Source organism: Stenotrophomonas sp. (assembly GCF_059505245.1).
In genome coordinates this window covers 1-26,629 of record NZ_JCACKF010000015.1, presented here as the reverse complement: position 1 = coordinate 26,629, position 26,629 = coordinate 1, and the positions used below count along the sequence as shown (strand labels likewise).

General features: G+C 67.6%; 26 protein-coding genes. 21 read left to right on the top strand and 5 right to left on the bottom strand.

Annotated features, from left to right (window positions below; genetic code table 11):
- The first annotated feature begins 4 nt into the window (after positions 1-4).
- The 4 genes from sufB to AC5JLE_RS05950 all read left to right on the top strand — a co-directional run bounded on the left by sufB (position 5) and on the right by AC5JLE_RS05950 (position 4,834).
- The gene (sufB, locus tag AC5JLE_RS05965) at positions 5-1,480 is read left to right on the top strand and encodes a Fe-S cluster assembly protein SufB (protein ID WP_111205821.1); all 1,476 of its coding nucleotides are present in this window, start codon (positions 5-7) and stop codon (positions 1,478-1,480) included.
- Positions 1,481-1,554: 74 nt separating this feature from the next.
- Positions 1,555-2,319, top strand: a complete 765-nt coding sequence (sufC, locus tag AC5JLE_RS05960) for a Fe-S cluster assembly ATPase SufC (protein WP_032957818.1) — start codon at positions 1,555-1,557, stop codon at positions 2,317-2,319.
- Positions 2,319-3,581 carry a Fe-S cluster assembly protein SufD gene (gene sufD / locus AC5JLE_RS05955; RefSeq protein ID WP_049405940.1) on the top strand — a complete coding sequence of 421 codons (1,263 nt, stop codon included), beginning with the start codon at positions 2,319-2,321 and terminating at the stop codon, positions 3,579-3,581. Before sufC ends, sufD begins: the two co-directional genes overlap by 1 nt.
- Positions 3,578-4,834 (top strand): cysteine desulfurase, encoded by a 1,257-nt coding sequence (locus AC5JLE_RS05950; RefSeq protein WP_032957821.1) that lies wholly within the window; start codon positions 3,578-3,580, stop codon positions 4,832-4,834. Before sufD ends, AC5JLE_RS05950 begins: the two co-directional genes overlap by 4 nt.
- Before the next feature lie 269 nt (positions 4,835-5,103).
- Here the strand turns inward: AC5JLE_RS05950 and AC5JLE_RS05945 are convergent, their stop codons facing one another.
- Entirely contained in the window at positions 5,104-5,754 is a 651-nt protein-coding gene (locus AC5JLE_RS05945) for a transposase (RefSeq protein WP_032957823.1), read from the bottom strand.
- A gap of 208 nt (positions 5,755-5,962) precedes the next feature.
- Between AC5JLE_RS05945 and AC5JLE_RS05940 the strand changes: the two genes are divergently transcribed.
- From AC5JLE_RS05940 to AC5JLE_RS05880, 13 genes are all read left to right on the top strand, one after another.
- Positions 5,963-6,502 carry a GNAT family N-acetyltransferase gene (locus AC5JLE_RS05940; protein ID WP_014646266.1) on the top strand — a complete coding sequence of 180 codons (540 nt, stop codon included), beginning with the start codon at positions 5,963-5,965 and terminating at the stop codon, positions 6,500-6,502.
- Complete coding sequence (locus AC5JLE_RS05935) at positions 6,499-6,831, top strand: non-heme iron oxygenase ferredoxin subunit (RefSeq protein ID WP_014646265.1); 333 nt, start codon at positions 6,499-6,501, stop codon at positions 6,829-6,831. Before AC5JLE_RS05940 ends, AC5JLE_RS05935 begins: the two co-directional genes overlap by 4 nt.
- Before the next feature lie 176 nt (positions 6,832-7,007).
- Complete coding sequence (locus tag AC5JLE_RS05930; RefSeq protein WP_262216586.1) at positions 7,008-7,409, top strand: hypothetical protein; 402 nt, start codon at positions 7,008-7,010, stop codon at positions 7,407-7,409.
- Positions 7,410-7,560: 151 nt separating this feature from the next.
- Entirely contained in the window at positions 7,561-9,855 is a 2,295-nt protein-coding gene (locus AC5JLE_RS05925) for a TonB-dependent receptor (RefSeq protein WP_496065114.1), read from the top strand.
- A gap of 68 nt (positions 9,856-9,923) precedes the next feature.
- Positions 9,924-10,643, top strand: a complete 720-nt coding sequence (locus tag AC5JLE_RS05920) for a tetratricopeptide repeat protein (protein ID WP_329858580.1) — start codon at positions 9,924-9,926, stop codon at positions 10,641-10,643.
- A 10-nt stretch (positions 10,644-10,653) separates the two neighbouring features.
- Positions 10,654-11,331 carry a Fe2+-dependent dioxygenase gene (locus AC5JLE_RS05915; RefSeq protein WP_100449577.1) on the top strand — a complete coding sequence of 226 codons (678 nt, stop codon included), beginning with the start codon at positions 10,654-10,656 and terminating at the stop codon, positions 11,329-11,331.
- Between the two features lie 163 nt (positions 11,332-11,494).
- Positions 11,495-11,896: a hypothetical protein gene (locus AC5JLE_RS05910; protein WP_495233375.1), complete on the top strand. Its 402-nt coding sequence runs from the start codon at positions 11,495-11,497 to the stop codon at positions 11,894-11,896.
- A gap of 145 nt (positions 11,897-12,041) precedes the next feature.
- Positions 12,042-14,462, top strand: a complete 2,421-nt coding sequence (locus AC5JLE_RS05905; RefSeq protein WP_496065113.1) for a TonB-dependent receptor domain-containing protein — start codon at positions 12,042-12,044, stop codon at positions 14,460-14,462.
- Between the two features lie 191 nt (positions 14,463-14,653).
- The gene (locus tag AC5JLE_RS05900) at positions 14,654-15,292 is read left to right on the top strand and encodes a PepSY-associated TM helix domain-containing protein (protein WP_014646258.1); all 639 of its coding nucleotides are present in this window, start codon (positions 14,654-14,656) and stop codon (positions 15,290-15,292) included.
- A 26-nt stretch (positions 15,293-15,318) separates the two neighbouring features.
- On the top strand, positions 15,319-15,837 hold the full coding sequence (locus AC5JLE_RS05895; protein WP_005408420.1) for a DUF2271 domain-containing protein: 519 nt from the start codon (positions 15,319-15,321) through the stop codon (positions 15,835-15,837).
- 122 nt (positions 15,838-15,959) lie between these two features.
- The gene (locus AC5JLE_RS05890; protein ID WP_014646257.1) at positions 15,960-16,763 is read left to right on the top strand and encodes a DUF4198 domain-containing protein; all 804 of its coding nucleotides are present in this window, start codon (positions 15,960-15,962) and stop codon (positions 16,761-16,763) included.
- 52 nt (positions 16,764-16,815) lie between these two features.
- A complete protein-coding gene (locus tag AC5JLE_RS05885) occupies positions 16,816-17,787 on the top strand; it encodes an FAD:protein FMN transferase (protein ID WP_069117612.1) in 972 nt (323 codons plus the stop codon).
- Positions 17,784-19,388 (top strand): sulfite reductase subunit alpha, encoded by a 1,605-nt coding sequence (locus AC5JLE_RS05880; RefSeq protein ID WP_496065112.1) that lies wholly within the window; start codon positions 17,784-17,786, stop codon positions 19,386-19,388. The genes AC5JLE_RS05885 and AC5JLE_RS05880 overlap by 4 nt, the downstream gene beginning before the upstream one ends.
- Before the next feature lie 147 nt (positions 19,389-19,535).
- On the opposite strand, the gene AC5JLE_RS05875 is transcribed toward AC5JLE_RS05880, so the two are convergent.
- The 4 genes from AC5JLE_RS05875 to AC5JLE_RS05860 all read right to left on the bottom strand — a co-directional run bounded on the left by AC5JLE_RS05875 (position 19,536) and on the right by AC5JLE_RS05860 (position 22,682).
- Complete coding sequence (locus tag AC5JLE_RS05875; protein ID WP_100449572.1) at positions 19,536-20,144, bottom strand: HutD/Ves family protein; 609 nt, start codon at positions 20,142-20,144, stop codon at positions 19,536-19,538.
- 34 nt (positions 20,145-20,178) lie between these two features.
- Positions 20,179-20,904, bottom strand: a complete 726-nt coding sequence (locus AC5JLE_RS05870; RefSeq protein ID WP_032957373.1) for a murein L,D-transpeptidase catalytic domain family protein — start codon at positions 20,902-20,904, stop codon at positions 20,179-20,181.
- A 17-nt stretch (positions 20,905-20,921) separates the two neighbouring features.
- Positions 20,922-22,004 (bottom strand): L,D-transpeptidase, encoded by a 1,083-nt coding sequence (locus AC5JLE_RS05865; protein ID WP_041863141.1) that lies wholly within the window; start codon positions 22,002-22,004, stop codon positions 20,922-20,924.
- 351 nt (positions 22,005-22,355) lie between these two features.
- Positions 22,356-22,682 (bottom strand): ComEA family DNA-binding protein, encoded by a 327-nt coding sequence (locus tag AC5JLE_RS05860; protein ID WP_024958219.1) that lies wholly within the window; start codon positions 22,680-22,682, stop codon positions 22,356-22,358.
- 199 nt (positions 22,683-22,881) lie between these two features.
- On the opposite strand from AC5JLE_RS05860, the gene AC5JLE_RS05855 reads away from it, so the two are divergent.
- From AC5JLE_RS05855 to murU, 4 genes are all read left to right on the top strand, one after another.
- Positions 22,882-24,375, top strand: coding sequence for a M20 family metallopeptidase (locus AC5JLE_RS05855; RefSeq protein ID WP_032957377.1), 1,494 nt, complete (start codon positions 22,882-22,884; stop codon positions 24,373-24,375).
- A gap of 69 nt (positions 24,376-24,444) precedes the next feature.
- On the top strand, positions 24,445-24,714 hold the full coding sequence (locus AC5JLE_RS05850) for a GlsB/YeaQ/YmgE family stress response membrane protein (protein ID WP_005415577.1): 270 nt from the start codon (positions 24,445-24,447) through the stop codon (positions 24,712-24,714).
- A 64-nt stretch (positions 24,715-24,778) separates the two neighbouring features.
- Positions 24,779-25,804, top strand: coding sequence for an aminoglycoside phosphotransferase family protein (locus AC5JLE_RS05845; RefSeq protein WP_164111233.1), 1,026 nt, complete (start codon positions 24,779-24,781; stop codon positions 25,802-25,804).
- Complete coding sequence (murU, locus tag AC5JLE_RS05840) at positions 25,801-26,511, top strand: N-acetylmuramate alpha-1-phosphate uridylyltransferase MurU (protein WP_496065111.1); 711 nt, start codon at positions 25,801-25,803, stop codon at positions 26,509-26,511. The genes AC5JLE_RS05845 and murU overlap by 4 nt, the downstream gene beginning before the upstream one ends.
- Positions 26,512-26,629 lie beyond the last annotated feature (118 nt).

Genomic DNA, 26,629 nt, shown 5'->3' with positions numbered 1-26,629 from the left:
CCCCATGGCCACCGAAACCATCGAAAACGTCGCCCACGGCGACACCCCCAACCGCGAGATCCACGAGCAGCTCGGCCGCAAGTATTCGGCCGGCTTCATCACCGAGATCGAGTCGGACTCCCTGCCGCCGGGCCTGGACGAGGACACCATCCGTGCCCTGTCGGCCAAGAAGGACGAGCCGGAGTGGATGACGCAGTGGCGCCTGGATGCCTACCGCCACTTCCTGACCCTGCCGATGCCGGACTGGGCCAAGCTGGAGATCGCGCCGATCGACCTGCAGGCGCTCAGCTACTACTCCGCGCCGAAGGGCCCGAAGTACGCCTCGCTGGATGATGTGCCGAAGGAACTGCTCGACACCTACGACAAGCTGGGCGTGCCGCTGCACGAGCGCGCCAAGCTGGCCGGCGTGGCGGTGGATGCGGTGTTCGACTCGGTATCCGTGGGCACCACCTTCCGCAAGGAACTGGCCGAGAAGGGCGTGATCTTCTGCTCGATGTCCGAGGCCATCAAGGAACACCCGGCGCTGGTGCGCCAGTACCTGGGCACCGTGGTGCCGGTCGGTGACAACTACTTCGCCGCGCTCAACTCGGCGGTGTTCTCCGACGGCAGCTTCGTGTTCATTCCCAAGGGCGTGCGCTGCCCGATGGAACTGAGCACCTATTTCCGCATCAACGCCGGCCACACCGGCCAGTTCGAGCGCACCCTGATCGTGTGCGAGGACAAGGCCTACGTCTCCTACCTGGAAGGCTGCACCGCGCCGATGCGCGATGAGAACCAGCTGCACGCCGCGGTGGTCGAGCTGGTCGCGCTGGAAGATGCGGAGATCAAGTACTCCACGGTGCAGAACTGGTACCCGGGCGACGAGAACGGCGTCGGTGGCATCTACAACTTCGTGACCAAGCGTGCCGAATGCCGTGGCGCGCGCAGCAAGGTCACCTGGACCCAGGTCGAGACCGGCTCGGCGATCACCTGGAAGTACCCGTCCTGCGTGCTGCTGGGCGACGATTCGGTCGGTGAGTTCCACTCGGTTGCGCTGACCCATCACCGCCAGCAGGCCGACACCGGCACCAAGATGATCCATGTCGGCAAGCGCACCAAGAGCAAGATCGTCAGCAAGGGCATCAGCGCCGGCCGTGGCCAGAACACCTACCGCGGCCTGGTGCGGGTGGACCGCAACGCCGAGGGCGCGCGCAACTACACCCAGTGCGACTCGCTGCTGATCGGCAAGCAGTGCGGCGCGCACACCTTCCCCTACATCGAGGTGAAGAACCCGGGCGCCACCGTCGAGCACGAGGCGACCACTTCCAAGATCTCCGATGACCAGCTGTTCTACTGCCGCGCCCGTGGCATCAGCCAGGAAGACGCGGTGTCGATGATCGTCGACGGCTTCTGCAAGCAGGTGTTCCGCGAACTGCCGATGGAGTTCGCGGTGGAAGCCAAGAAGCTGCTGGAAGTCTCGCTGGAAGGTTCGGTGGGCTGACCGCCCGCCCCTGCCCCTCGCAAACGCATTCTCTTTACCGGCGGGCCCTGGCCCGCCCCACGGAAACCCCCACCATGCTGAAGATCGAAAACCTCCACGCCCGCATCGGCGACAAGGAAATCCTCAAGGGCCTGTCGCTGGATGTGAAGCCCGGCCAGGTGCACGCCATCATGGGCCCGAACGGCGCCGGCAAGTCCACCCTGGGCAACGTCCTGGCCGGCCGCGACGGCTACGAAGTGACCGAAGGCAGCGTGCAGTTCGACGGCGTCGACCTGCTGGAGCAGGACCCGGAAGCACGTGCCGCCGCGGGCCTGTTCCTGGCGTTTCAGTACCCGGTGGAAATCCCGGGCGTGAACAACACCTACTTCCTGCGCGCGGCACTGAACGCCCAGCGCAAGGCGCGCGGCGAAGAAGAACTCGATTCCATGCAGTTCCTCAAGCTGGTGCGGCAGAAGCTGGCCGTGCTGCACCTGAAGGACGAACTGCTGCACCGTGGCGTCAACGAAGGCTTCTCCGGCGGCGAGAAGAAGCGCAACGAGATCTTCCAGCTGGCCGTGCTGGAACCGAAGCTGGCGATCCTGGACGAGACCGACTCGGGCCTGGACATCGACGCGCTGAAGAGCGTGGCCGACGGCGTCAACGCACTGCGCGGCGCCGACCGTTCGTTCCTGGTCATCACCCACTACCAGCGCCTGCTGGACTACATCAAGCCGGACGTGGTGCACGTGCTGGCCGATGGTCGCATCGTCAAGAGCGGCGGCCCCGAGCTGGCGCTGGAGCTGGAAGCGCACGGCTATGATTTCCTGAAGGACCGGGTCGTGCCCGAGGCGGCGGTCTGATGAGCGCCCTGCTTGACTCCATGGCCCAGGCCTTCTGTGGCAGCGATGCGCGCCGCGAAGTGCTGGATGCAGCCCTGCGCGACGGTCTTCCCGCCGCCCGCAATGAAGCCTGGAAGTACACCTCGCTGCGCCAGCTGGAACGCCGTGCGTTCGCTGCAGCGCCGCTGCAGGGCCCGGCGCTGGACGCCGCGCTGCTGGACGACATCCCGGCGCCGCGCCTGGTGTTCGTCAACGGCCGCTTGGATGCCGCGCTGAGCGATGTGCAGGCCCTGCCGTCCGGCGTGCAGCTGCAGCCGCTGTCGGCCGCGCTGGCCGCTGGCGAAGACGCCGTGCGTTTCCTTGGCCGTCGCTACGAGCGCAGCGAAGAGATCTTCGCCCGGCTCAACGCCGCGCTGGCCGATGAAGGCGTGGTGCTGCGCGTGGATGAAGGCGTGCAGGTCGAAACGCCGCTGCAGCTGGTATTCGCCAGCGTCGCCGGGGAAGCCGACCTGGCCTGGCACCATCGCCACCTGATCGAACTGCGCGCCGGCGCCAGCCTCGGCGTGGTCGAGCATCGCTTCAGCGTGGGTGACTCCGCCCACCTGGACAACACCGTGCTGCATGCCCACGTCGCCCGCGATGGCGTACTCAAGCACGCCCGCGTGCAGGCCGGCAGCGCCCGCCAGACCAGCTTCCTGCGTACCGACGCGGTGCTGGCCCGCGACGCGCAGTACCACCGCGTGGACCTGGAACTGGGCGCCGCGCTCAGCCGCCACGAACTGAACGTGCGTCTGGAAGGCGACAACGCCCGGCTGACCGCCAACGGCGTGCTGCTCGGCAATGGCCGCCGCCACGTCGAGACCCGCCTGGGCATCGACCACATCGCGCGCGATACCGCCTGCGAGCTGCTGTGGCGCGGCGTTGCCGCCAACCGCAGCCGCGTGGTGTTCCATGGCGGCATCCAGATCCGCGAAGGCGCCGACGGCACCGACGCGAACCTGTCCAACAAGAACCTGCTGCTGTCGGCCGATGCCGAGATCGATACCCAGCCGACGCTGGTGATCGACGCCGATGAAGTGAAGGCCGCGCACGGCGCGACCGTCGGCCAGCTCGATGCCAATGCGCTGTTCTACCTGCGCTCGCGTGGCCTGCCCCAGGTCCAGGCGCAGGCACTGCTGAGCGCTGCGTTCTGCCATGAACCGCTGAAGATCCTGCCGGACGCGTTGCGCGAGCAGCTGGCACGCCGCCTGGACAAGGCCCTGGCCGAGGCGGGTGTGGCATGAACCTGTCCACGCCACGCCCGATCGAAGAACGCACCGGCGCCCCGGACTGGGATCGCGTCCGCCTCGACTTCCCGCTGCTGATGCGTGAAGTGCACGGCAAGCCGCTGGTCTATTTCGACAACGCCAACACCGGCCAGAAGCCGGTACAGGTGATCGGCGCGGTGGATGAGTTCTACCGCCGCTACAACGCCAACGTCAGCCGCGCGGTGCATGCACTGGGCAGCGAAGCGACCGACGCCTACGAAGGCGCACGCAACAAGCTGGCACGCTTCCTCAACGTGCGCGCCAGCGACCTGGTGCTGTGCAGCGGCACCACCTTCGCCATCAACCTGGTGGCCTACTCGTGGGCGCTGCCGCGATTGAAGGCCGGCGACGTGATCCTGATCACGCGCATGGAACACCATGCCAACATCGTGCCGTGGCAGCTGGTCGCGCAACGTACCGGCGCCACCATCCGCGTGGCCGAGATCACGCCCGATGGCGCGCTGGACCTGGATGCGCTGCGCGCGGCGATGACCCCGGAGGTCAAGCTGCTGGCGGTCACCCATGTCTCCAACGTGCTGGGCACGGTCAATCCGGTGCGCGAGATCTGCCGTGAAGCGCGCAAGCGCGGCATCATCACCGTGGTCGATGGCTCGCAGGCGGTGCCGCACCGCAAGGTCGACGTCGCCGCGATCGGCTGCGACTTCTACGCCATCACCGGCCACAAGATGTGCGGTCCGACCGGCACTGGTGCGCTGTGGGCGCGCCGCGAGCACCTGGACGCGATGCCGCCGTTCCTCGGCGGCGGCGAGATGATCAAGGAAGTCAGCTTCGACGGCACCGTGTTCAACGATGCCCCGCACAAGTTCGAAGCCGGCACCCCGAACATCGCCGGTTTCATCGGCCTGGGCGTGGCCGCCGACTACCTGCAGCAGCTCGGCCAGGAGAACGTGGAAGCCCGCGAAGCCGAACTGCTGGCGCACTTCACCGAGGAGCTGCGCCGCGTCGACGGCCTGCGCATCATCGGCGAAGCGCCGGAGAAGGCCGCCGTGGTCTCGTTCCTGATCGATGGCGCGCATGCGCACGATCTGGCCACCCTGCTCGACCTGGAAGGGGTGGCCGTGCGCTCGGGGCAGCACTGCGCACACCCGCTGCTGCAGTACTTCGGCGTCGCCGCCACCTGCCGTGCCTCGCTGGCGTTCTACAACACGCACGCCGAGATCGAGCGCTTCATGACCGCGCTGACCAAGGTGCGCAAGCTTCTGGGCTGAGCCGGCACACCGGGGTCAGATCCCTTTCGCGTTGCGAAAGGGATCTGACCCCACCAGTATTCCCGACAGCCGCCGCTGCGACCGCAATGCCCGCCGGATCGCGACCAGATGAACGCGGCATACCGCCCGCAGCACACCGGGGTCAGATCCCTTTCGCCACGCGAAAGGGATCTGACCCCACCAGCATTCCCGACAACCGCCGTTGCGACCGCAATGCCCGCCGGATCGCGACCAGATGAACGCGGCATACCGCCCGCAGCACACCGGGGTCAGATCCCTTTCGCCACGCGAAAGGGATCTGACCCCACCAGCATTCCCGACAGCCGCCGTTGCGACTGCAATGCCCGCCGGATCGCCAGCAGATCCCCCGCCGGAATACCCGCCTCGATGAACTCCACATAGCGCCTGCACCGTTCATCCGCATCAGAACCCATCAGCTCAAATGCCGAATGCGGCTCGAGCAGCGCATTGGGCCTGCCACGCGCATTGGCACGATAGCTCGACCAGCGATAGTCACCGGGATGCGCCACCTTCCCCGCCCGAACCGGGTTGAGCTCGATGTAGCGCTGGCAGGCCAGCAGATAGCGATCCGTATCCACCACCGTGGAGTGGAAGCGCCCTTCCCATAACGTGCCGGTGCGGCCCTGCCGATCATTCACCCGACGTACGTAGGTCCGGTTCACGGCCTGCATCATCCGCGACAGCCCGCCGCAGAGATCAGGCGTTGCCAGAAGATGTACGTGATTGTCCATCAGCACATAAGCGTGGACCCGGCAGTGCTGCTGGTCTGCGTGATGACACAGCAGACGCAGGTAGGCCACGCGGTCGTCATCCGTGAAGAACACGGGCTGGCGATTGTTGCCGCGCTGGACGACATGTTGCGGGTATCCGGGCGCATCGACCCGTCGTGGCCTCGGCATGGGCTGCTCCTGGTAACAGGGGGTCAGAGCCCTTTGCTGCACAAAGGGATCTGACCCCGAGCATCTGCCGATTCCGCACCCGTGCCAGTCGGTCCATGGCCTGCCGTTGAGTCAGTAGATGCCGGGGTCAGATCCCTTTCGCGTTGCGAAAGGGATCTGACCCCACTCCCCCATTTGCGCCCGCCCACGCCCCACCTAGAATGGGGCCATGAGCACCCTGACCTTCCGCGCCGCCACGCCGGCCGACATCCCCGCCCTGATCGCCCTCGTCACCTCGGCCTACCGTGGCGACGCCAGCCGCGTGGGCTGGACCACCGAAGCCGACCTGCTGGATGGCGCCCGCATCGACGCCGAAGGCATCCAGGCCGACCTCGACCGCCCGCGCTCCACGATCCTGCTGGCCGAGCGCGAGGGCCAGCTGGTGGCCTGCGCCCACGTTGCCGACGTCGACGGCAACGGCTACTTTGGCATGTTCTCGGTCGATCCGGCCCAGCAGGGCGGCGGGGTCGGCAAGCAGCTGATGGACGCCGCCGAAGCGCACGCCGCACGCGAATGGAAGGTGCCGGTGATGCAGATGACGGTGATCGACGTACGCGACGAACTGATCGCCTTCTACGAGCGCCGCGGCTACCAGCGTACCGGCATCAAGAAGCCGTTCCCGTATGGCGACGAACGCTTCGGAATCCCCAAGCGCGACGACCTGCGCTTCGAGGTCCTGGAAAAGCCACTGGCCGGAGCCGCCGCGTGAGCGATACCTGGACCTTCGTGTGTGCCGGCAACGAGCTGCTGCCCGGTGAAATGAAGAGCGTGTTCGACGAAGTGACCGGCACGCCGATCGTGGTGTTCAACCTCGACGGCGAGCTGTACGCGCTGGAAGACCAGTGCACGCATGAGGAGTTCGAGCTGTCCTCGGGCGAGTTCAACACCGACGAAGGCAGCGTGGAATGCGTGCTGCACGGCGCGCGCTTCGACGTGCGCGATGGCCGCGCCCTGTGCGCCCCGGCCTATACGCCGGTACCCAAGTTCCCGGTGAAGCGCGAACACGACGCCGTCTGGACCCGCGACGACCGCGATTGAAGCGCCCCCTGGCCGCCGGCGACTCCGCCCAGGGGGTGGAAGCCAGCGGAGCGCGCTGAGAGGCGTTCAGTGGCCTCCCCGGGCCTCCAGACCGCTCGCTCGCCCGCGCATATGCGAATCATTATCGTTGATGTTATCCTACGTAACATCTTCGTAACGACTCCGCCCCCTGCGCCATGGCTTTGCCCGCGCCCGCCGCCACGCTGTGCCAGCTTGCCCGCCATGGGTGGCCGTTGGCTGTGGCCCTGCTGCTGACGCTGCTGCTGGGCTGGTCGGCCCTGCACGAAGGGCGCGATGGACCCGCCACCTACGGCTGGCAGGCACACGCTGAAGATCTTCAGCAGGCCATGCCGATGCCGGCCCCGCCGGCGGACGAGTGCCCGCGCCATGCGGTGCCAGCACCGGAGCCGCCGCTGGATGGCGAGGGCACAACGCCCTGTACCGGACTGGCTCCCCCGCGCGCCGCCCTGGTCGCGCATGTTCCGCTGTGGCGCTCCGATGCCCTGCGCTGGCAGTTGCATGATCCCGCGCTGCGGTTGAACCCCGGCCACGCACCGCCCGCACCGCACGCCAGCTGAGGCGCCCTGCGGCCATTGCCGTGCGCCTGGAGTCGTCCGCCGCGTAGCCGAGCATCGGCTCGGCTCTACAGAAGACGCCCTCTACATGCCGTCGCGCTGTCTGCGCTTCGGCCCTCGCCCCTTTCCGATCCCAGCCACTACCACCCAAGCCATGACCCACATCACGTCCCGCAAGCGCGCCCCGCGCGTTTCCCTGCTCGCCACCGCCACCCTGGCCGCCGGCTTCGCGCCGTTGGCTGCACAGGCGGCCGACAGCGCTGACGCAGCCTCCTCCCGCAAGGCCACCGACCTGGACAAGGTGCAGGTGCGCGGCAGCTGGTTCAATCCGTCCTCGCCGAAGTTCACCGCTGAACTGCTGGACACCCCGAAGTCGGTGTCGATCGTCTCGGAGAAGCTGATCGCCGAAACCGGTGCGACCAACCTGCAGGATGCGCTGCGCATGGTGCCGGGCATCACCTTCGGTGCCGGCGAAGGCGGCAATCCGACCGGTGATCGCCCCTTCATCCGTGGCTTCGATTCGCAGAGCAACGTCTTCGTCGATGGCCTGCGCGACGTCGGCTCGCAGACCCGCGAGATCTTCGACCTGGAGCAGGTGGAAGTAGTCAAGGGCCCGAGCTCGGCCTACGGCGGCCGTGATTCCGGCGGTGGCAGCCTGAACCTTGTGAGCAAGACGCCGAAGCTGAAGAACGAGACCAGCGCCAGCATGGGCATCGGCACCGACAGCTACGCGCGCGGCACCGTGGACGCCAACTACGTGCTGGGCGATGGCATCGCCGCGCGCCTGAACCTGATGAAGCACGAATCGGACATCGCTGGCCGTGACGCCGCCAATGTCAGCCGCTGGGGTATCGCGCCGTCGATCGCGTTCGGCCTGAACGGCCCGGCCCAGCTGATCGCCAGCCACTACCACATGCAGAGCGATGACCTGCCGGACGCGGGTGGCTTCCCGTATGGCAACCCGAACGGTGCGCCGGCCTCGAAGTGGGTCGACGGCCGCCCGATGGTGCTGGACCGCAACAACTACTACGGCCTGGTCGACCGTGACTTCCAGCGTACCCGCGCCGACATCAGCACCCTGGATGCCAGCTACGACTTCGGCGGCCACAAGCTGCGCAACATCGCGCGCCTGGGCAACACCAGCAACGACTACCTGTGGACCCAGCCGGACGACAGCCAGGGCAACCCGAACAACTACGGCACCCTGTGGCGCCGGACCAACAGCCGTGCCGTCGACGTCAAGAGCTTCGCCGACCAGCTGGGCCTGACCGGTGCCTTCCAGACCGGTGCGCTCAAGCACAGCTACAGCGCGGGCGTGGAATACAGCGACGAGAAGATGACCCGCGGCAGCTATCTGATGACCCCGGGCACCAGCAACCCGCTCACCGGCAACAGCAAGTGCCCGACCACCGGCGCGGCCACCGGCTACAACTGCACCGATTTCGCCAATCCGAACCCGCGCGATCCGTGGGCGGCCACCCATTCGGTGTACCGCAGCGACAAGGCACTGGACGTAGAGCAGCGCACCAGGACCACCTCGGCCTACGTGTTCGACACCATCGAGCTCAATGAGCAGTGGATGATCAACCTCGGCCTGCGCTACGACGACTTCCGCACCACCCTGACCACCCCGGTGGCCGGCAAGGCACCGACCCGCGTGCGCAACAGCAACGACTTCCTGAACTACCAGGCCGGCGTGGTGTTCAAGCCGGCCGCCAACGGCAGCATCTACCTGTCGTGGGGCACCTCCTCGACTCCGCCGGGCATGGACGGTGGTGATGGTTCGGACGGCCTGAGCGCCGCCGTGGCCGACCTCAAGCCGCAGGATACGAAGAACCTCGAGCTGGGCACCAAGTGGGACCTGTTCGACCAGCGCCTGAACCTCACCGCGGCGATCTTCCACACGGTGATGAACAACGCACGCGTGACGGTCGACAACGGCACCAGCCAGAATGCCGGCAAGAAGGAAATCAACGGCTTCGAGCTGGGCTTCACCGGCCAGCTGACCGACGCCTGGAGCCTGTACGGCGGCTACACCTACCTGGACTCGGAACTGAAGGACAACGGCTTCGTCTGTGGTGCACCGGTCGGCCGCACCTGCCCGTCCAACGTCTACGTGCCCTCGCCGTACAACGGCAACGTATTCCCGAACACCGCCAAGCACAGCGCCAACCTGTGGACCACCTACCGCTTCCCGATCGGCCTGACCGTCGGTGCCGGTGCGTTCTACTCGGACAAGCAGTACGGTGATGTTGCCAACACCAAGTGGATCGCCAGCTACACCCGCTTCGACGCGATGGCCAGCTACGCGATCCAGGACAACATCAGCCTGCAGCTCAACGTGCAGAACCTGACCGACAAGACCTACTTCACCAAGGCCTATGCCTCGCACTACGCGAGCATCGCCCCGGGTCGCTCGGCCACCCTGGCACTGAACGTGAAGTTCTGATGTAACTGCGCTCCACCACGGCGGCAGGGTCTCCTGCCGCCGTTTTTGTTTCCGGCGATACTCATCCCATGGCAACCCGTACCCCCATCAACAGCGACGCCCTGGCCGAGCTGCTGCAGCACGATCCGCAGGCCGCGTTCGCACGCGTGCGCGACGCCGCACAGGCCGGACAGGTCGAGGCACAACTGCTGCTCGCGCAGATGCACATGGAAGGCAAAGGCACCGCGCAGGACGCCTCGGCGGCGCTGCTCTGGTACGAAACCGCCGCCAACAACGGCGCGCCGATGGCGATGAACATGCTCGGCCGCTGCCATGAGCTGGGCCACGGCACGGCGGTCAACCTGGCGCTGGCGGCGGTGTGGTACCGGCGCGCGGCCGATACCGGCCTGGACTGGGGCCTGTACAACCTGGCCAACCTGCTGGCCACCGGCCGCGGCATTGCGCAGGACCGCGCGCAGGCACTGGCCCTGTACACCCGTGCCGCGCACCTGGGCCACGCCAAATCGATGAACCTGCTGGCCCGCCACCTCGAAGACGGGCTGGATACCGCACCCGATCCGCAGGCGGCGCTGGCCTGGTACCAGCGCGCGGCCGAGGCCGGTGATTTCCGCGGCCAGGCCAACTACGCCTCGATCCTGCTGCAGGCCGGCCAGGTCGAGCAGGCCGTGCACTGGCTGCGGCTCGCACTGGCCCACGGCAGCCCGGCATTCATGGCGCACATCGTGCCGGAGCTGGCCGCGTCACCGCATCCACAGGTGCGCGCCCTGGTCGCACCGCCGTCCCTCTGAGGAGTCCCGCATGCTGCTGCACATCCCCGACATTCTCAGCGCCGACCAGGTCGCCGACTTCCGCCGCCGCCTCGACGCCGCCGACTGGACCGATGGCCGCGAAACCGTGGGGCATCTGGGCGCACAGGCCAAGCACAACCAGCAGCTGCCCGAGGCTTCGCCGCTGCGCCGCGAACTGGGCGAGATCATCCTCGTCGCGCTGGCCCGGCACCCGCTGTTCTTCAGTGCCGCGCTGCCGCTGAAGTACCTGCCACCACGCTTCAACCGCTACAGCGGTGGCGGCACCTATGGCTACCACGTCGATGGCGCGGTGATGAACCTGGCCAATGGCGAGCAGCTGCGCTCGGACATCTCCTGCACCCTGTTCCTGTCCGCGCCCGAGGAGTACGAAGGCGGCGAGCTGATCATCAGCGACACCTACGGCGAGCACGAAGTGAAGCTGCCGGCCGGCGACCTGGTCGTGTACCCGTCCAGCAGCCTGCACCAGGTGCGGCCGGTCACCCGCGGCGCGCGCGTGGCCTCGTTCTTCTGGGTACAGAGCATGATCCGCGACGATGTGCAGCGCCGCCTGCTGTGGGAAATGGATGGCGCGATCGAGCGCCTGCGGCAGACCGGCGGCGACGCCGAGGCGATCCTGCAGCTGACCGGCGTGTACCACAACCTGCTGCGGCGCTGGAGCGAAGTCTGAGCCTTGCCGGGCCGGTCTGCGACATTTTGGCAATCATTCTCATTTGCAACAGCTAACAGCTCTCATTACAATCACGCCCCGTTGATGCCGGCCGCTGCCGGCAGCCCCAAGGAACCCCCGCTTGCTGCGCCCGCTTCGCCCTCGCCCACTCATCCATCGCAAGATGGGCACCGCCATGCGCGGCCAGCGTCCTGCGCTGGCCAGCCTGCTGGCGTGGGTGGCAATGCTGGCGTTGCTGCTGGGCACCCTGCCGCTGCTGCCACAGGCCCACGCCGGCATGGCTGTGCAGGTGCCGTTGGAGGAGCGCGGAGGCGAAGCGCCCCTGCAGGAAGAGGCGCCGGCCAAGCTGCGCCGCTGCGCCTCCGCTCCGGTGAAGTCGGCCGAGAAGGCACGCCCGCCGTTGCTGCTGGCCAGCCACTGGCTGCGCACTGAGCTCGACCTCGTACCCGCCATGCCGGCCATGCCCGGCGTGCGCCCGGACTGGCCGCTGGCCGCTCCGGACACGCCCTGGGCCGATGCGCCCGGGCGCCGTCAGCAACGCGGCCAGGCGCCGCCGCTCGCCTGATCCACGGCCCGACGTGACCGCCTGCGCGGTCGCGCCTGCACGCCGCTGCCTGCTTCATCCCTGCCGCCCCTGACCGGCCCTTCCGTGCCTGCCGCGCCCTTCGCGCACGGCACCGCGCCACCCTGCATCCTTCGAGGTAACTGCCATGGCCCAGCGCCATCGTGTCCGTTCGTCCCTGTCCCGTACCCTGCTGACCAGCGCCGTGCTGGCGGCTTTCGCCAGCCCCGCCTTCGCCCACGGTGACGCCGCAGGCGCGCCGCAGACGCTGGACAAGGTGGTGGTCACCGCCGCCGGCTTCGAGCAGAAGGTGATCGATGCCCCGGCCAGCATCAGCGTGGTCAGCCGCGAGGAACTGAGCAAGCGCCCGTACACCAGCCTGGTCGATGCGCTGCGCGACGTCGAAGGCATCGACGTCGGCCTGGAAGCGACCGACAAGAACGGCCGCGCCACCGTGTCGATGCGCGGCCTGCCGTCCGAGTACACCCTGGTGCTGATCGACGGCCGCCGCCAGAGCAATGTCGGCCAGATCTATCCGAACAACTTCGGTGGCGGCCAGTTCGCCTACCTGCCCCCGCTGGACGCGATCGAACGCATCGAAGTCGTGCGCGGGCCGATGTCCACGCTGTACGGTTCGGACGCGATGGGCGGTGTCATCAACATCATCACCCGCCGCAACCAGGACAGCTGGCACGGTTCGGTCAGCCAGGGCTTCACCGTGCAGCAGGACGACCAGTTCGGCGATGCACGCACCACCGACCTCTACCTCAGCGGCCCTTTGCTGAAGGAGCGCCTCAGCCTGGCAGTACGCGGCAGCTACTACGACGCGAAGGCTTCCAACCCGGAATGGGATGCGTTGTCCCTGCCCGACGGCACCCTGTGGGAGCGCAGCATCGGCTTCGGCGGTGGTGGCAAGTCGGTGGCCAACACCAACTGGAACAGCGGCGTGCGGTTGGACGTCCGCATCAACGACGATCACGAACTGTGGCTGGACTACGACGTGTCGCGGCAGAAGTTCGACAACAGCGATGGCCAGACCGGCACCCTCGACAGCCTGGCCAGCCTGTGGCGCGTCGGCAATGCCGTCATTCCCAACCCGAACGGCAGCGGTACCGTCACCCGTCGCGTGGTGCAGCCGCGCGTGGGCTACACCGCCTACCAGCGCTACGAACGCGACCAGTTGTCGCTGACCCATCAGGGCCGCTACAGCTTCGGTACCTGGCAGACCTCGCTGACCCACAGCAAGAGCAGCAACCTGGGCCGTTCGCTGCCGCTGACCCTGGAAGAGCGCGCCAACCTGCAGACGCTTTGGAATGACGTCTGCCGCCGCACCGGTGCTGCCAACAACTGTGCGGCCGGCCGCGGCAACGCCCTGGCTGCCCTCAACCCGAGCGAGATGGCGCGCCTGCAGGCGTTCCTGCCGCGCCCGCTGCGCACCATGGAACTGGAAGGCTACGTGCTCGACACGATGCTCGACCTGGACTTCGGCGCGCACACGCTGACCGTGGGCGGCCAGTACAACGACACTGACATGGTCGACGGCGTGTTCGGCATGGATGGCGCCGGCTACCGCAGCAACGTCAAGCAGACGCACCGCATGTGGGCGCTGTTCGCCGAGGACAACTGGGCGCTGACCGACACCCTCACCGCCACCTTCGGCCTGCGCTACGACGACCACAACGTATTCGGCAGCCATGTCAGTCCGCGTGGCTACCTGGTGTGGAATGCCAGCGATGCGTGGACCTTCAAGGGCGGCGTCAGCACCGGCTACAAGACCCCGCGTCCGGACCAGCTGTTCCCGGGCATCACCGGCTTCGGTGGCCAGGGCGTGCTGCCACTGGTCGGTTCGCCGAACCTCAAGCCGGAAACCAGCACCAACTACGAGCTGGCCGCTTACTACGAAGGCCAGCGCTGGGGCTTCAACGTCACCGGCTTCTTCAACACGTTCGAAGACAAGATCGCCAGCGGCGGCACCTTTGCGAACTGCGAAGTGGCCCGCGCCGGCAGCGGCTACTGCGTGGACATCGGCCCGGGCTGGGCGGCACTGGGCTACAGCACGTTCACCCAGAGCGTGAACATCGACAAGGCCGAGACCCGCGGTGCCGAACTGGCCGCTCATGTCGACCTGCTCGACACCCTGCAGCTGCGCGGCAACTACACCTGGACCAGGAGCGAGCAGACCAGCGGCGCGCAGAAGGGCCTGCCGATCAGCGGCACGATGCCGGCCAGGCACATGGCCAATGCCAGCCTCAACTGGCAGGTCAACGAAGCGATCAGCCTCTCGCTGATCGGCGAAGGCCGCTACGACCGCTACCGCGACACGCTGCTGGACGCCAACGGCGCCAGCCACACCCGCTACTACGAGGACTACACCATCTTCCATCTCGGTGGCAGCTGGAAGGCCACGCCATGGCTGACGGTGAACGCGCGGGTCAACAACCTGTTCGACAAGGACTTCGTTTCGCAGTCGTGCCTCCTGATCAGCCAGAGCGAGTTCAACTGCGTGGACGACTACGCGACCAAGGACCAGCGCCGCAGCTACTGGATCTCGTTGAACGCGAAGTTCTGATCGCCGCGCCCGGCCCCGGTGGGTGCCGACCTTGGTCGGCACCGCTTCATCCACGCGTGGCGTGGATCTACCGATCGGTAGTGCCGGCCGCTGGCCGGCAATCGCCCTCCAGCGATACAGAACGACACGCAATTGCGAGCTATTCTCATCAATGATGTAATGGGCAGTCCCCGTCCGCCTCGAACCGTGCCGTGAGCCGTCCTGCCTCTTCCACCGTGGCGCAGCAACAGAACCGTGGCTTCTGGCTGCGGACGCTGCACCAGTGGCACTGGATCAGCTCGGCGGTGTGCCTGATCGGCATGCTGCTGTTCGCGGTGACCGGCCTGACCCTCAACCACGCCGCGAAGATCGAAGCCAAACCCCAGGTGCAGAACCAGCATCTGGAACTGCCGGCCGATCTGCTCGGCCAGCTCGGCACGCGCGAAAACGGCAATGCACCGATTCCGCGCCCGGCCCGGCACTGGCTGGACACGCAGCTGGGCATCGCCATCGGCGGGCGCCCGGCCGAGTGGTCGGCCGAGGAGATCTACCTGTCGCTGCCGCGCCCCGGCGGCGACGCCTGGCTGAGCATCGATCGCGGGACCGGCGCGGTGGAGTACGAATCAACCTCGCGCGGCGCGGTGTCCTACCTCAACGACCTGCACAAGGGCCGCAACGCGGGCCCGGCGTGGGGCTGGTTCCTGGACCTGTTCGCCGTGGCCTGCCTGGTGTTCTGCATCACCGGCCTGTTCCTGCTGCACCTGCATGCACGGCAGCGGCGCATGACCTGGCCGCTGGTCGGCCTGGGCCTGATGATTCCGCTGCTGATCGCCCTGCTGCTGATCCACTGACTTTCCTTCGTTTCCGGAGCCGCCCCATGCGCGTCACCCTGACCATCGCCCTCAGCGGCCTGCTGGCCACCTCGCCGGCGTACGCCACCACCCTCGACATCAACGTCGAAGTGCCCAAGCTCAACGTGGCCGAGTACCACCGCCCGTACGTGGCGGTGTGGCTGGAAGGCGCCGACCAGAAGGTCGCGGCCAACCTGTCGGTCTGGTACCAGCAGACCAGCAACAGCGAAGGCCACGGCACCAAATGGCTGCCGGACCTGCGCCAGTGGTGGCGCAAGAGCGGCCGCACCCTGCAGGTGCCGGTGGACGGCGTGACCGGCCCGACCCGCCCGGCCGGCAAGCACGCGCTGTCGTTCAACGACAGGCAGCCGGCACTGAAGCAACTGGCCCCGGGCAACTACACCCTGGTGGTGGAAGCGGTGCGCGAAGTCGGTGGCCGCGAACTGCTGAAGATCCCCTTCACCTGGCCGGCCACCGCCGCGCAGAACGGCAAGGCGCAAGGCGCCACCGAACTGGGCCAGGTCACCCTCGCCGTCAAACCATAACTGCCTGAGCCGGGGTCGGATCCCTTCCGCAGGAAGGGCTCTGACCCCATCGCCCTATCCCTCGGGGTCAGAGCCCTTTCCGCTGGAAAGGGATCCGACCCCTTCCAACTGGAGTCTTCCGCATGAAGCGCACGCTCGTCCTCGCCGCCGCCCTGGCCGCTGCCCTTCCCTTCTCCGCCCTGGCCCACAAGGCCTGGCTGCTGCCCTCGCAGACCGTGATCGCCGGCAACGCGCCGTGGATCACCGTCGACGGTGCGGTCTCCAACGATCTGTTCTACTTCAACCACGTGCCGCTGCGCCTGGAATCGCTGGTGATCACCGCGCCGGACGGCAGCACCGTGCAGCCGCAGAACGCGTCGACCGGCAAGTACCGCAGCGTGTTCGACATCGAACTGAAGCAGTCGGGCACTTACCGCATCGCGTCGGTCAATGACGGCCTGTTCGCCACGTACGAGCAGAACGGCGAGCGCAAGCGCTGGCGCGGCAGCGCGGCTACCTTCGGTGAATTGCCGAAGGACGCGAAGAAGCTGGAAGTGAGCCAGTCGATCGGCCGCGTGGAGACCTTTGTCACCAACGGTGCGCCGAACGACACCGCGCTGAAGCCGACCAACCGTGGCATCGAGCTGGTCGCCGTCGGCCACCCGAATGACCTGTTCGCCGGCGAGGAAGCCACCTTCCGCGTGCTGGTCGATGGCAAGCCGACCGCCGGCCTGCAGTTCGAGATCGTGCGTGGCGCCACCCGCTACCGCAACGCGCAGGACGAGCTGAAGCTGACCAGCGATGCCAAGGGCGAGATCAAGGTGACCTGGCCGGAAGCCGGCATGTACTGGCTGGAGACCGGCACCGAGGACAACAAGACGTCGGTGAAGCAGGCCGCCAAGCGCCGCCTGAGCTACGTCGCCACGCTGGAAGTGCTGCCGCAGTAATGTGGACCGCGATGCCGGGCATTCCCCGGCATCGCCACCGCAACGCATCACCATGACCGATTCCCATCTCGACATCGCCCGCCTCGGTGGCACCACCATGGGCACCACCTGGAGCGTGTCGCTGGTCGCGTCGCGCCAGCGCGACCTGCACCCGCTGCACGCCGGCATCCAGGCGCGGTTGGACGACGTGGTCGCGCAGATGAGCACCTGGGAGCCCGGCTCGGATCTGAGCCGCTACAACCGCGCCGACGCTGGCCAATGGTGCGTGCTGCCGGCGGAGACCCGCCACGTTGTGACCTGCGCACAGGCCATCGCTGCCGCCAGTGACGGCGCCTTCGATCCCACCATCGGTCCGCTGGTTGCACTGTGGGGCTTCGGTGCACATGCCGGTGAACGCCGCCAGCCCGACGCCGCTACCCTGCAGGCCACCCGTGAGCGTTGCGGTTGGCAGCGCCTGCAGTGGCAGGATGATGCGCTGCTGCAACCGGGCCGGCTGGAACTGGATCTCTCTGCGATCGCCAAGGGCTTCGGCGTCGATCACGTAGCCGCCTGGTTGCGTGGACAAGGCATTGCTGCAGCGCTGATCGAAGTGGGTGGCGAACTGGCCGGCTACGGCAGAAAACCGGACGGCCAACCGTGGCGCGTGCTGGTGGAATCCGCACCGGAAGAGGATGTGCACACCGAAACCCCGCCACGGGTGCTGGCGCTGGACGGCAAGGCGGTGGCCACTTCGGGCGATCGCTGGCACCAGTACCAGGCCGATGGCGAGGCCTACAGCCACAGCCTCGACCCGCGTACGGGCAGGCCGGTGCAGCAGGTCGCCGCAGCGGTCACCGTCGTGGCCGACGACGCCATGCACGCCGATGCCTGGGCTACCGCACTGACCGTGCTGGGTCGCGAACAGGGCATGGCGCTGGCCGAGCGCGAAGGACTGGCCGCGCGCTACCTGCAACGCACCGCAGACGGCCCGCAGGAATTTCTCAGCAGCGCCTTCCAGCGCCTGCTCGACGGGCAGGACGCATGAGCACTCGGCCATCGCGTGCGTGGCTCGGCAACACACTTGTACTGATCGTACTGGCGCTGATCGCCTGGGCGCTGCTGCGCCTGCACCTCGGCGAAGCCTGGTGGCAGGGCGCACCGCCGGCACGGCAATCGCAGATCGCCATCATCGCCACCGCGCTGTACGCGCTGGCCTGCGCGGCCCTGTGGTGGCGCACTCGTCCGCGCGATGATGCGGCGTCCGCCGATACCGCACCGCTCCTGCTGGTCTGGTCCAGCCAGACCGGCTTTGCCCGCGAACTGGCCGAACGCAGTGCCGAGGCCCTGCGTGGTGCCGGCGTGCCGGTGCGTGTGCGCGGGCTGCATGAGGTCGACGCCGCATTGCTGGCCGACAGCCAGCGCGCGCTGTTCATTGCCAGCACCACCGGCGAAGGCGATCCGCCCGACCACGCCCTGCCGTTCCTGCGCGGGGTGATGGCCGCGCCGCCTCCGTTGCAGCATCTGCAGTACGGCGTGCTAGCGCTGGGCGACCGCAGCTATGGCCACTTCTGCGGATTCGGCCACCAGCTGGACCAGTGGCTGCGCCAGCACGGCGCGCACCCGCTGTTCGATGCGATCGGGGTCGACAATGCCGATCCGGCGGCGCTGCGACATTGGCAGCAGCTGCTGGGACAACTTGGCGGAGGCGCCACCGAACTGCCCGACTGGAGCCCGGCCGAGTATCAGCCGTGGACGTTGCTGCAACGCCAGCATCTGAATCCGGGCAGCCCCGGCGGCCCGGTGTACCGGGTGCGCCTGCAGCCACCGCCTGGCGTCGATGTGCAGTGGCAGGCCGGCGACATCGCCGAGATCGGCCCGCAGCACCCACGCCACAGCGCGCGCGCCTGGCTCGATGCACAGGGCTTCAATGCAGACACCATGCTGGATGACGGGCAGGCGTTGCTGGCCCGTATCGAGCGCTCGCATCTGCCATCGCTGGTTCCCCCGGGTGATCTGCCCGCATTGCTGGCAACCCTGCAACCGCTGCCGCATCGCGAGTACTCGATCGCCTCGGTGATGGCCGACGGCGCGGTGGAGCTGCTGGTGCGCCGCCAACTGCGCGCCGACGGTACACCCGGCATCGGCAGCGGCTGGCTGTGCGACCACGCGGCCATCGGCGAACCGGTGCAACTGCGGCTGCGCCGCAACGACAATTTCCATGGCGTGCCCGCCGATGTACCGCTGCTGCTGATCGGCAACGGCACCGGCATCGCCGGCCTGCGCGCGCACCTGCACGAACGTGCCCAGCGTGGCGCGCGCCGCACCTGGCTGCTGTTCGGCGAGCGCACCGCCGCGCACGACTTCCATTTCGGCGAAGAACTGCAGGCGATGCTGGCCAGTGGCACGCTGGCACGGCTGGATGCAGTGTTCAGCCGCGACGGCGGCGCGCATCGCTATGTGCAGGACCGGCTGCAGGCCGAAGCGGCGACGCTGCGGCAGTGGGTCGATGAAGGCGCGACGATCCTGGTCTGCGGCAGCCTGCAGGGCATGGCCCCGGGCGTGGATGCAGTGATCGAGCGGGTGCTGGGTACCGCAGGCAAGGAAGCGCTGCTGCTGGCCGGTCGTTACCGGCGCGATGTGTATTGAACGAACCGTCGGGGTCGGTTCCCTTTCCGCAGGAAAGGGCTCTGACCCCAACCACAGCCGCACCATGACGGCGTGCCCAGGCATGGTGGCAACCGCACAGCAGTAGATCCACGCCATGCGTGGATGGCGCCCACCGGCGCCCAGGAATCATGCCCCCGCCGCGCTCACCCGTATCGCCAACAACTCGCCACCACCGCTGAGCGCATGCCGTTGCCTCTCGCCCCCCGCCAACCACGCGGTGTCCCCCGCCTGCAGCGCCGGCAGGCCACTATCGGCACCGAACTGCGCCTGTCCGGCCAGCAGATGCAGCGCCCACGCAACGCCCGGTTCGCAGAAGAAGAACATCGACCCCACCAGCGGCCGGTGCAGCAGTTCGGCCTGCAGCAGCTCGCGCTTCCACATCAGGTTGAAGTCGTGGGTGGTGCCATCGACCAGTTCACCGTGCAGCGTTTCCTCACCGGCAAAGCGCGCCCGCCCGTGTGGCGGCAGCACCTGGGCCACGCGGCCATCCTCGAAACGCAGGCGCACGCCATTGCCCTGCAGCAGCACCAGTTCGCGCTCCACGCCGGGGAAGGTGGAGAACGCAGCGTCCTGCTCGATCTCGGCCACCGACAGGCGCAGCGCCCAGTCATCACCCTGCGCAGGAAGACGCAGGATCTCGCGGGTCCAGCCAAGTCCATTCCGCCAGCGTTCGCGGCGATAGTCCAGGTGGGAGATCACCTGGCTCGGAGTGTGCAACAGGGAGTCGACGTTCATCGGCGCATTGCATCACGCCACGCGCCATCATGCATCACCGCGTAGCGAGCGTGCCCTGGCCACCGCATCCGCCGGCCAGCAGCTGCGAGTGCTTCAGCCAATCCTGGTCAGGGTAGTAAGCAAACACCATCGTGCCGCCACGCAACGCATCGATCAGCGGCTTGGCCACCGAAAGGCGCACCGCCGGGCAACCCAGGCTGCGACCCAAGCGCCCCTGCAGCTGAGCGGTGGCCGGGTTCACGTACGGCGCACCATGGATGACGATCGCGCGTTCGCGCGCACGGTCGTTGAAGCCCGGCTCCAGCCCGGCCAGGCGCAGCGAATATCCATTACCGCCCATGTAGGTCTCCTGCGCGGTGAACGCGCCGAGGCTGGACATGAAACTCCCATCGCGGTTGGAGAAGTGCTGGGTGCGGTTCTCGCCGCTGTTGCGGCCATGCGCCACCCATTCCTCGAACAGCAGGCGCTGGTGGGCCAGGTCGAACACCCACAGGCGCGGCTCGGTGGACGGCCGCGAATAATCGATCACGCTGAGACGATCACCGTTGATGCCCAGCTCCGGACGCTGCAACGCACAGCGCATGGCGTGCGCCGCCAGCTGCAACACGTGGCGGTCAGCCTTGGGCGCACTGCGCGACAGCAAGGCAGCCAGATCATCAGCGCTGGTGGCAAGGGCGGGCGTCTGTGCCAGCGCCGGGGCGCTGGCCGAGGTCGCCAGCAGGCCGAACGCGGCCAGCCGGCACAGGCGGGATGCAGTCATGGGCACAACGAGGGAACTCAGTTGCCTTTGAGGGTGGACCCTGGCGGCTCGGATTCCAAGACCGGCTGCATTCCGGATTCAGCCGGGCTTGGGCGGACCGCCGGCAACGAGGTCACCAGCAGGGTCGTGCCCGGCACCAGCACCTGGTACAGCTGGCGGGCAAAATCGGCCGGCAGCGCCATTGGCAACGAGGGCGTGGCCAGCAGGTCCGGGGTGGCCTGGGCACGATCCTGGCCCAGCAGCGGATAGGCCGTCCACTGGTGCAGGCGCTGGTTCACGTCCAGCGGGCTGGGCGTATCGCTGTAGCCCTGCCCCATCACGAACAGCGTGGTGCCCTGGAATGCCGGCAGGGCGTCGGCCTTCAGCGGCGACTCGCCGATCATCACGCCATCGCGCAGCACGTACAGGCGCTGGTCATGCAGGCTGACCAGGATGCCGACCTGCCCGGCCGGGGCTGCGCTGTCGTCCCACCAGGCCTGCGCCGGGGCCCCGCCCTCGGTTTCCGGCAAAGCCTGGCCGCGCGCGTTGACCGGGGCCAGCACCGAAGGATAGGCCAGGGTCATCGGCGAACTCTTGGCGTCGGCCACCACCACCGTATCGCCGCGCTGGGTTTCGCTGAACAGCTTCTGCGCGAACGCCTGCGGCAGGCGCACGCAGCCATGCGAGGCCGGATGCCCGGGCAGGCTGCCGCCATGCAGGGCGATGCCATCCCAGGTCAGCCGCTGCATGTAGGGCATCGGCGCGCTGTTGTAGAGGTTGGACCTGTGGTCCTTGTCCTTCTGCAGGATGGTGAACACGCCGGTCGGCGTCTCGTGCCCGGCCTTGCCCGAGCTGATCGTGGTCAGGCCGATGGCGATGCCGTTGCGGTAAACGTAGGCACGCTGCTCATCGAGGCTGACCACCAGCACGATCGGGCCGGTTGGCGAGATTTCCGGATGCCACAGGTACTCGCCCGGTTTCAGGTCGGTCGGCCCGCGCACGTCGGCGGTGCTGGCTTCGGCCGCAGGCTTGGCTGTCGGCGTCGGCGCAGCGGCATGGGCCAGCAGTGGCAGGGTCAGTGCCAGGGCGAGCATCAGGGTCGTGGGGCGGTGCACAAGCATCCAGCGGGGTCCTTTCCATGCGGAGCGGCCACCGTACACCATCGGCCCGTGGTGGCCGCGGCAAAACCAGGCGCCGGAAATGAAATTGCCCGGCGACACAGCCATGTGTCGTACCGGGCAATCGTTACGTCCTTGTCGGCCTGCTGCCGCCCCCTCGCATCCTGCGCTGTGGGGGTAGCGTTGCATCCTGCACGCGGCCGCGTCTGTCCTGTTTGTATCTCAGCCCCTTCCACAGGTCTGTGATGCCACCATCCTGGTGATTGGTGCCGCGTCCTGCGGCGGTCGGTGGTCACGGCCTTCCTGTCCGTGACCGGTGAACCAGCCTCCTGCCGGTTCCGACGATTCCTGCTGTCAGCGCCTGGGTACGGTCCGCACCGGTACCGATCCGGGTACCGGATCCGCCGGCAACAACCTGTTGCCTACGGTGATCCGCTGTCGATTCCGTTCGACGATCGCTTTCCCTATCCCCTTCACCTGCGTCAGGTCCTCGACGCGATGAAATGGGCCGTGTCTGCGCCGGTGCTCGACGATCGCCTCGGCCTTGGCGGCTCCGACCATCGTCAATCCCTGCTGCAGCGCCTGGGCATCGGCGCGGTTGATGTCGATCGGTTCGGCGGCATGCGCCCCAGCGATCCCCATTACCAGCACCAGCGCCCTCAACACGACAAACCAAGGCACGACGTGTATCTCCCTGTGATTCTGGCCGCCCCGACCGGCAATCCCGTCGGCAGGAACAGTGTCCGTCACCACATGTGCACAGCCTATCGGTTTCCCGGATTTCCGTAAGCCAGCCAAATACCCGACGTGATGTAGGAAAAACCCTACCCGCGGCACAGGCGTAGAATGGCCGGATCAGCCCATGCAACCGGAGTTTCAGATGGACAGCGCCAAGCTCGGCCAATTCGTCAATGACAAGTGGGACAGCGAAATCGTCCCGCAGTTGGTCGACTACATCCGCATTCCCAACAAGTCGCCGATGTTCGACGCCAATTGGGTGCAGAACGGCTACATGGAACAGGCGGTCACCCTGATGGAGAACTGGGCCAAGGCCCAGCAGCTGCCCGGCCTGAAGGTTGAGGTGGTGCGCCTGGAAGGCCGTACCCCGCTGATCTTCCTGGAAATTCCGGCTACCGGCGCCGAAACCGGCGACGACACCATCCTGCTCTATGGCCACCTGGACAAGCAGCCGGAAATGACCGGCTGGGACGACGACCTCGGCCCGTGGACCCCGGTCCTGCGCGGCGACAAGCTGTATGGCCGCGGCGGTGCGGACGACGGCTACGCGATCTTCGGCTCGCTGGCTGCGGTACTGGCACTGCAGGCCCAGGGCCTGCCGCACGCCCGCTGCGTGGTGCTGATCGAAGCGTGTGAAGAGTCCGGCAGCTATGACCTGCCGGCCTACGTCGACCACCTGGCCGACCGCATCGGCAAGCCGTCGCTGGTGGTCTGCCTGGATTCGGGCTGCGCCAACTACGACCAGCTGTGGTGCACCACCTCGCTGCGCGGCCTGACCGGCGGCAATTTCACCGTGAAGGTGCTCAACGAAGGCGTGCATTCCGGCGATGCCTCCGGCGTGATCCCGTCCAGCTTCCGCCTGCTGCGCCAGATCCTTTCGCGCATCGAGGACCAGGACACCGGCCGCATCCTGATCGACGGCATGAACGTGGAGATCCCGGCCGAGCGCCTGGAACAGGCCAAGCGTGCCGCCGAAGTGGTGGATACCGAGATCTTCGAGAAGTTCCCGATGGTCGACGGCCTGCGCCCCATGAACGAGGACCTGACCGAGCTGGTGCTCAACCGCACCTGGCGACCGGCGCTGTCGGTCACCGGCGTCGGTGGCATGCCGCCGCTGGAATCGGCCGGCAACGTGCTGCGTCCGCAGACCTCGGTGAAGCTGTCGCTGCGCCTGCCGCCGACCGCCGATGGCAAGACCTGCGGCGAGCTGCTGAAGGAAGCACTGCTGCGCGACCCGCCGAACGGCGCGCAGGTCACCCTGGACCTGGAAAAGGCCTCCACCGGCTGGAATGCCCCGGCGATGGCGCCGTGGCTGACCCAGGCCATCGACGACGCCAGCCAGGCCTTCTTCGGCAAGCCGGCGATGTACATGGGCGAGGGCGGCTCGATCCCGTTCATGGGCATGCTGGGCGAGAAGTTCCCGGGCGCGCAGTTCATGATCACCGGCGTGCTCGGCCCGCACTCCAATGCGCATGGCCCGAACGAGTTCCTGCACATCCCGATGGGCAAGAAGGTCACCGCCTGCGTGTCCAAGGTGATCAGCGAGCACTACGCCGCCAGCCTGCGCGGCGAGACCAGCGGCTCGCCGGTGGCTGCCGACAGCGGCACCCGCCACGGCGACCACGGCTGCTGCTGATCCGGCACTCGTGACGGACGCAGCCTGGCCTTGCTAGGCTGCGTCCACACTCAAGCGGAATCCGCGCGCATGAATGGTCTGTTCGGCAGCAGCAGCTGGCTGTACATCCTGCTGGTCGGCTTCTTCGTCGGCCTGCTCGGGCGTTTCTTCATGCCCGGCAACAACCGCATGGGCTGCCTGCTGACCATCGTGCTGGGCATCCTTGGTGCCCTGCTGGCCGGTTGGTTCGGCCAGTACATGGGCTGGTACGCCCCCGGCGAACCGGCCGGTTTCCTCGGCGCGGTGGTGGGCGCGGTGGCCGTGCTGGCCGTCCTGCGCCTGTTCAGCGGTCGCCGCTGACGCCGCTCCCCCTTCCCTTCCTGTTGCCGACGTTGGCGCGCCCGGCGCGCCCGGATATGCCCGCATGACCGAACCCGCCTCCGATCCCCAGCGCAGCGCGCAGCGCCTGCAGTGGGCCCGTACCCAGCTCGATGATGCCAACGCGGTGGTCGAACGCGCTTCGGTTGACGCCGGCATGCGCAGCTACTGGCGCACCACCAGCACGCGCGGCAGCCACATCGTGATGGACGCCCCGCCGGGGCTGGAAGATCCGCGGCCGTGGCTGCGCATGCGCGGCCTGCTGCACGACAACGGTCTGCGCGTGCCCATGCTGCTCGCGCAGGACCTGGATGCCGGCTTCCTGCTGCTGGAAGATCTCGGCGGCCCGACCCTGGCCAGGATCCTCGACGAGCGCAACGCTGACGAATGGTTCGGTCGTTCGATCGAGCAGCTGCTGCGCCTGCAGGCGATCCCGGTGCCGGCCGACTTCGGCCAGTTCGGCGAAGCACTGCTGCAGCGCGATGCCGGCCTGTTCGACGAATGGTTCCTGCAGCGCCACCTGAACCTTGAACTGGACTGCGGCGAGATCGAAGGCCTGCAGCTGGTGCATCGCCGCCTGATGGACAACGCGCTGGGCCAGGCCCAGCTGATGACCCACCGCGACTACATGCCGCGCAACCTGATGCCGGTCGACGACGGCCCCGCAGTGCTGGATTTCCAGGACCTGGTGCGCGGCCCGATCGCCTACGACGCGGTGAGCCTGTTCAAGGACGCGTTCCTTAGCTGGCCGCTGGAGCGTGTGGACGAGTGGCTGGCGCAGTACCACGAGCGTGCCCGCGACACCGGCCTGCCGGTGCCCGACCGCGCCACCTTCCTGCGCGATGCCGACTGGATGGGCATCCAGCGCCACGTGAAGATCCTGGGCCTGTTCTGCCGGCTGCGTTACCGCGACAACAAGGGCCATTACCTCGACGACGCACCGCGCTTCATCACCTATCTGGATGAAGTGCTGCCGCGCTACCGCGAGCTGGCACCGCTGCAGCAGCTGCTGGACGACCGCATCAAGCCGGCGCTGGCCGAGCTGGGTGCACCGATGCGCGTAGCCCGATGAAGGCACTGGTCTTTGCCGCCGGCCTCGGCGAGCGCATGCGCCCGCTGACCCTGCACACGCCCAAGCCGCTGCTGGAAGTGGCTGGCAAGCCGTTGATCGTCTGGCACCTGGAACGCCTGGCCGCACTCGGCGTGCGCGAGGTGGTGGTCAACACCGCATGGTTGGCCGAACAGTTCCCGGCGACGCTTGGCGATGGCAGCCAGTGGGGCCTGCGCCTGCATTTCCTGTACGAAGGGCAGACCCCGCTGGAAACCGGCGGCGGCATCCTCAACGCCCTGCCGGTGCTGGGCGGTGCCCCGTTCCTGGTAGTGAACGGCGACATCTGGACCGATTTCGATTTCGCCACGCTGCCGCGCGAGCCGCAGGGCCAGGCGCACCTGGTGCTGGTCGACAATCCGGTTCAGCACCCGAATGGTGACTACCGCCTGGATGCACAGGGGTTCCTGCACCACGACCGCGAAGGACCATGCCTGACCTATGCCGGCATCGGCGTGTACCGTCCTTCGATCGTGGCCGACTGGCGCGCGGTGATCGGCGATGCGCCGGGCAGCGAGCGGCTGCCACCGAAGTTCTCGGTGGTGCCGCTGCAGAAGCACTTCATGGCGCAGGGGTTGATGACCGGGCAGCACCATCGCGGGCGCTGGACCGACGTCGGCACCGTGGATCGCCTGCGCGCGCTGGATGCGGAGTTGGCGGCGAACGGCTGAGCCCCTCGTGGCTGGACGTTTTGAGAGCAGTAGCCTTGCTTGGCCGGGCGGGGTGGATTCGCGGGGGACGCCGTGAACCCGTCCCTGGGGGCTTGGCCGCGGCATCCATGCCGCGGAC

Bases quoted from the DNA above. Each gene is read 5' to 3' on its own strand.
- sufB (WP_111205821.1), top strand. From the start codon at position 5: ATGGCCACCGAAACCATCGAAAACGTCGCCCACGGCGACACCCCCAAC.
- sufC (WP_032957818.1), top strand. From the start codon at position 1,555: ATGCTGAAGATCGAAAACCTCCACGCCCGCATCGGCGACAAGGAAATC.
- sufD (WP_049405940.1), top strand. From the start codon at position 2,319: ATGAGCGCCCTGCTTGACTCCATGGCCCAGGCCTTCTGTGGCAGCGAT.
- AC5JLE_RS05950 (WP_032957821.1), top strand. From the start codon at position 3,578: ATGAACCTGTCCACGCCACGCCCGATCGAAGAACGCACCGGCGCCCCG.
- AC5JLE_RS05945 (WP_032957823.1), bottom strand. From the start codon at position 5,754: ATGCCGAGGCCACGACGGGTCGATGCGCCCGGATACCCGCAACATGTC.
- AC5JLE_RS05940 (WP_014646266.1), top strand. From the start codon at position 5,963: ATGAGCACCCTGACCTTCCGCGCCGCCACGCCGGCCGACATCCCCGCC.
- AC5JLE_RS05930 (WP_262216586.1), top strand. From the start codon at position 7,008: ATGGCTTTGCCCGCGCCCGCCGCCACGCTGTGCCAGCTTGCCCGCCAT.
- AC5JLE_RS05925 (WP_496065114.1), top strand. From the start codon at position 7,561: ATGACCCACATCACGTCCCGCAAGCGCGCCCCGCGCGTTTCCCTGCTC.
- AC5JLE_RS05920 (WP_329858580.1), top strand. From the start codon at position 9,924: ATGGCAACCCGTACCCCCATCAACAGCGACGCCCTGGCCGAGCTGCTG.
- AC5JLE_RS05915 (WP_100449577.1), top strand. From the start codon at position 10,654: ATGCTGCTGCACATCCCCGACATTCTCAGCGCCGACCAGGTCGCCGAC.
- AC5JLE_RS05910 (WP_495233375.1), top strand. From the start codon at position 11,495: ATGGGCACCGCCATGCGCGGCCAGCGTCCTGCGCTGGCCAGCCTGCTG.
- AC5JLE_RS05905 (WP_496065113.1), top strand. From the start codon at position 12,042: ATGGCCCAGCGCCATCGTGTCCGTTCGTCCCTGTCCCGTACCCTGCTG.
- AC5JLE_RS05895 (WP_005408420.1), top strand. From the start codon at position 15,319: ATGCGCGTCACCCTGACCATCGCCCTCAGCGGCCTGCTGGCCACCTCG.
- AC5JLE_RS05890 (WP_014646257.1), top strand. From the start codon at position 15,960: ATGAAGCGCACGCTCGTCCTCGCCGCCGCCCTGGCCGCTGCCCTTCCC.
- AC5JLE_RS05885 (WP_069117612.1), top strand. From the start codon at position 16,816: ATGACCGATTCCCATCTCGACATCGCCCGCCTCGGTGGCACCACCATG.
- AC5JLE_RS05880 (WP_496065112.1), top strand. From the start codon at position 17,784: ATGAGCACTCGGCCATCGCGTGCGTGGCTCGGCAACACACTTGTACTG.
- AC5JLE_RS05875 (WP_100449572.1), bottom strand. From the start codon at position 20,144: ATGAACGTCGACTCCCTGTTGCACACTCCGAGCCAGGTGATCTCCCAC.
- AC5JLE_RS05870 (WP_032957373.1), bottom strand. From the start codon at position 20,904: ATGACTGCATCCCGCCTGTGCCGGCTGGCCGCGTTCGGCCTGCTGGCG.
- AC5JLE_RS05865 (WP_041863141.1), bottom strand. From the start codon at position 22,004: ATGCTTGTGCACCGCCCCACGACCCTGATGCTCGCCCTGGCACTGACC.
- AC5JLE_RS05855 (WP_032957377.1), top strand. From the start codon at position 22,882: ATGGACAGCGCCAAGCTCGGCCAATTCGTCAATGACAAGTGGGACAGC.
- AC5JLE_RS05850 (WP_005415577.1), top strand. From the start codon at position 24,445: ATGAATGGTCTGTTCGGCAGCAGCAGCTGGCTGTACATCCTGCTGGTC.
- AC5JLE_RS05845 (WP_164111233.1), top strand. From the start codon at position 24,779: ATGACCGAACCCGCCTCCGATCCCCAGCGCAGCGCGCAGCGCCTGCAG.
- murU (WP_496065111.1), top strand. From the start codon at position 25,801: ATGAAGGCACTGGTCTTTGCCGCCGGCCTCGGCGAGCGCATGCGCCCG.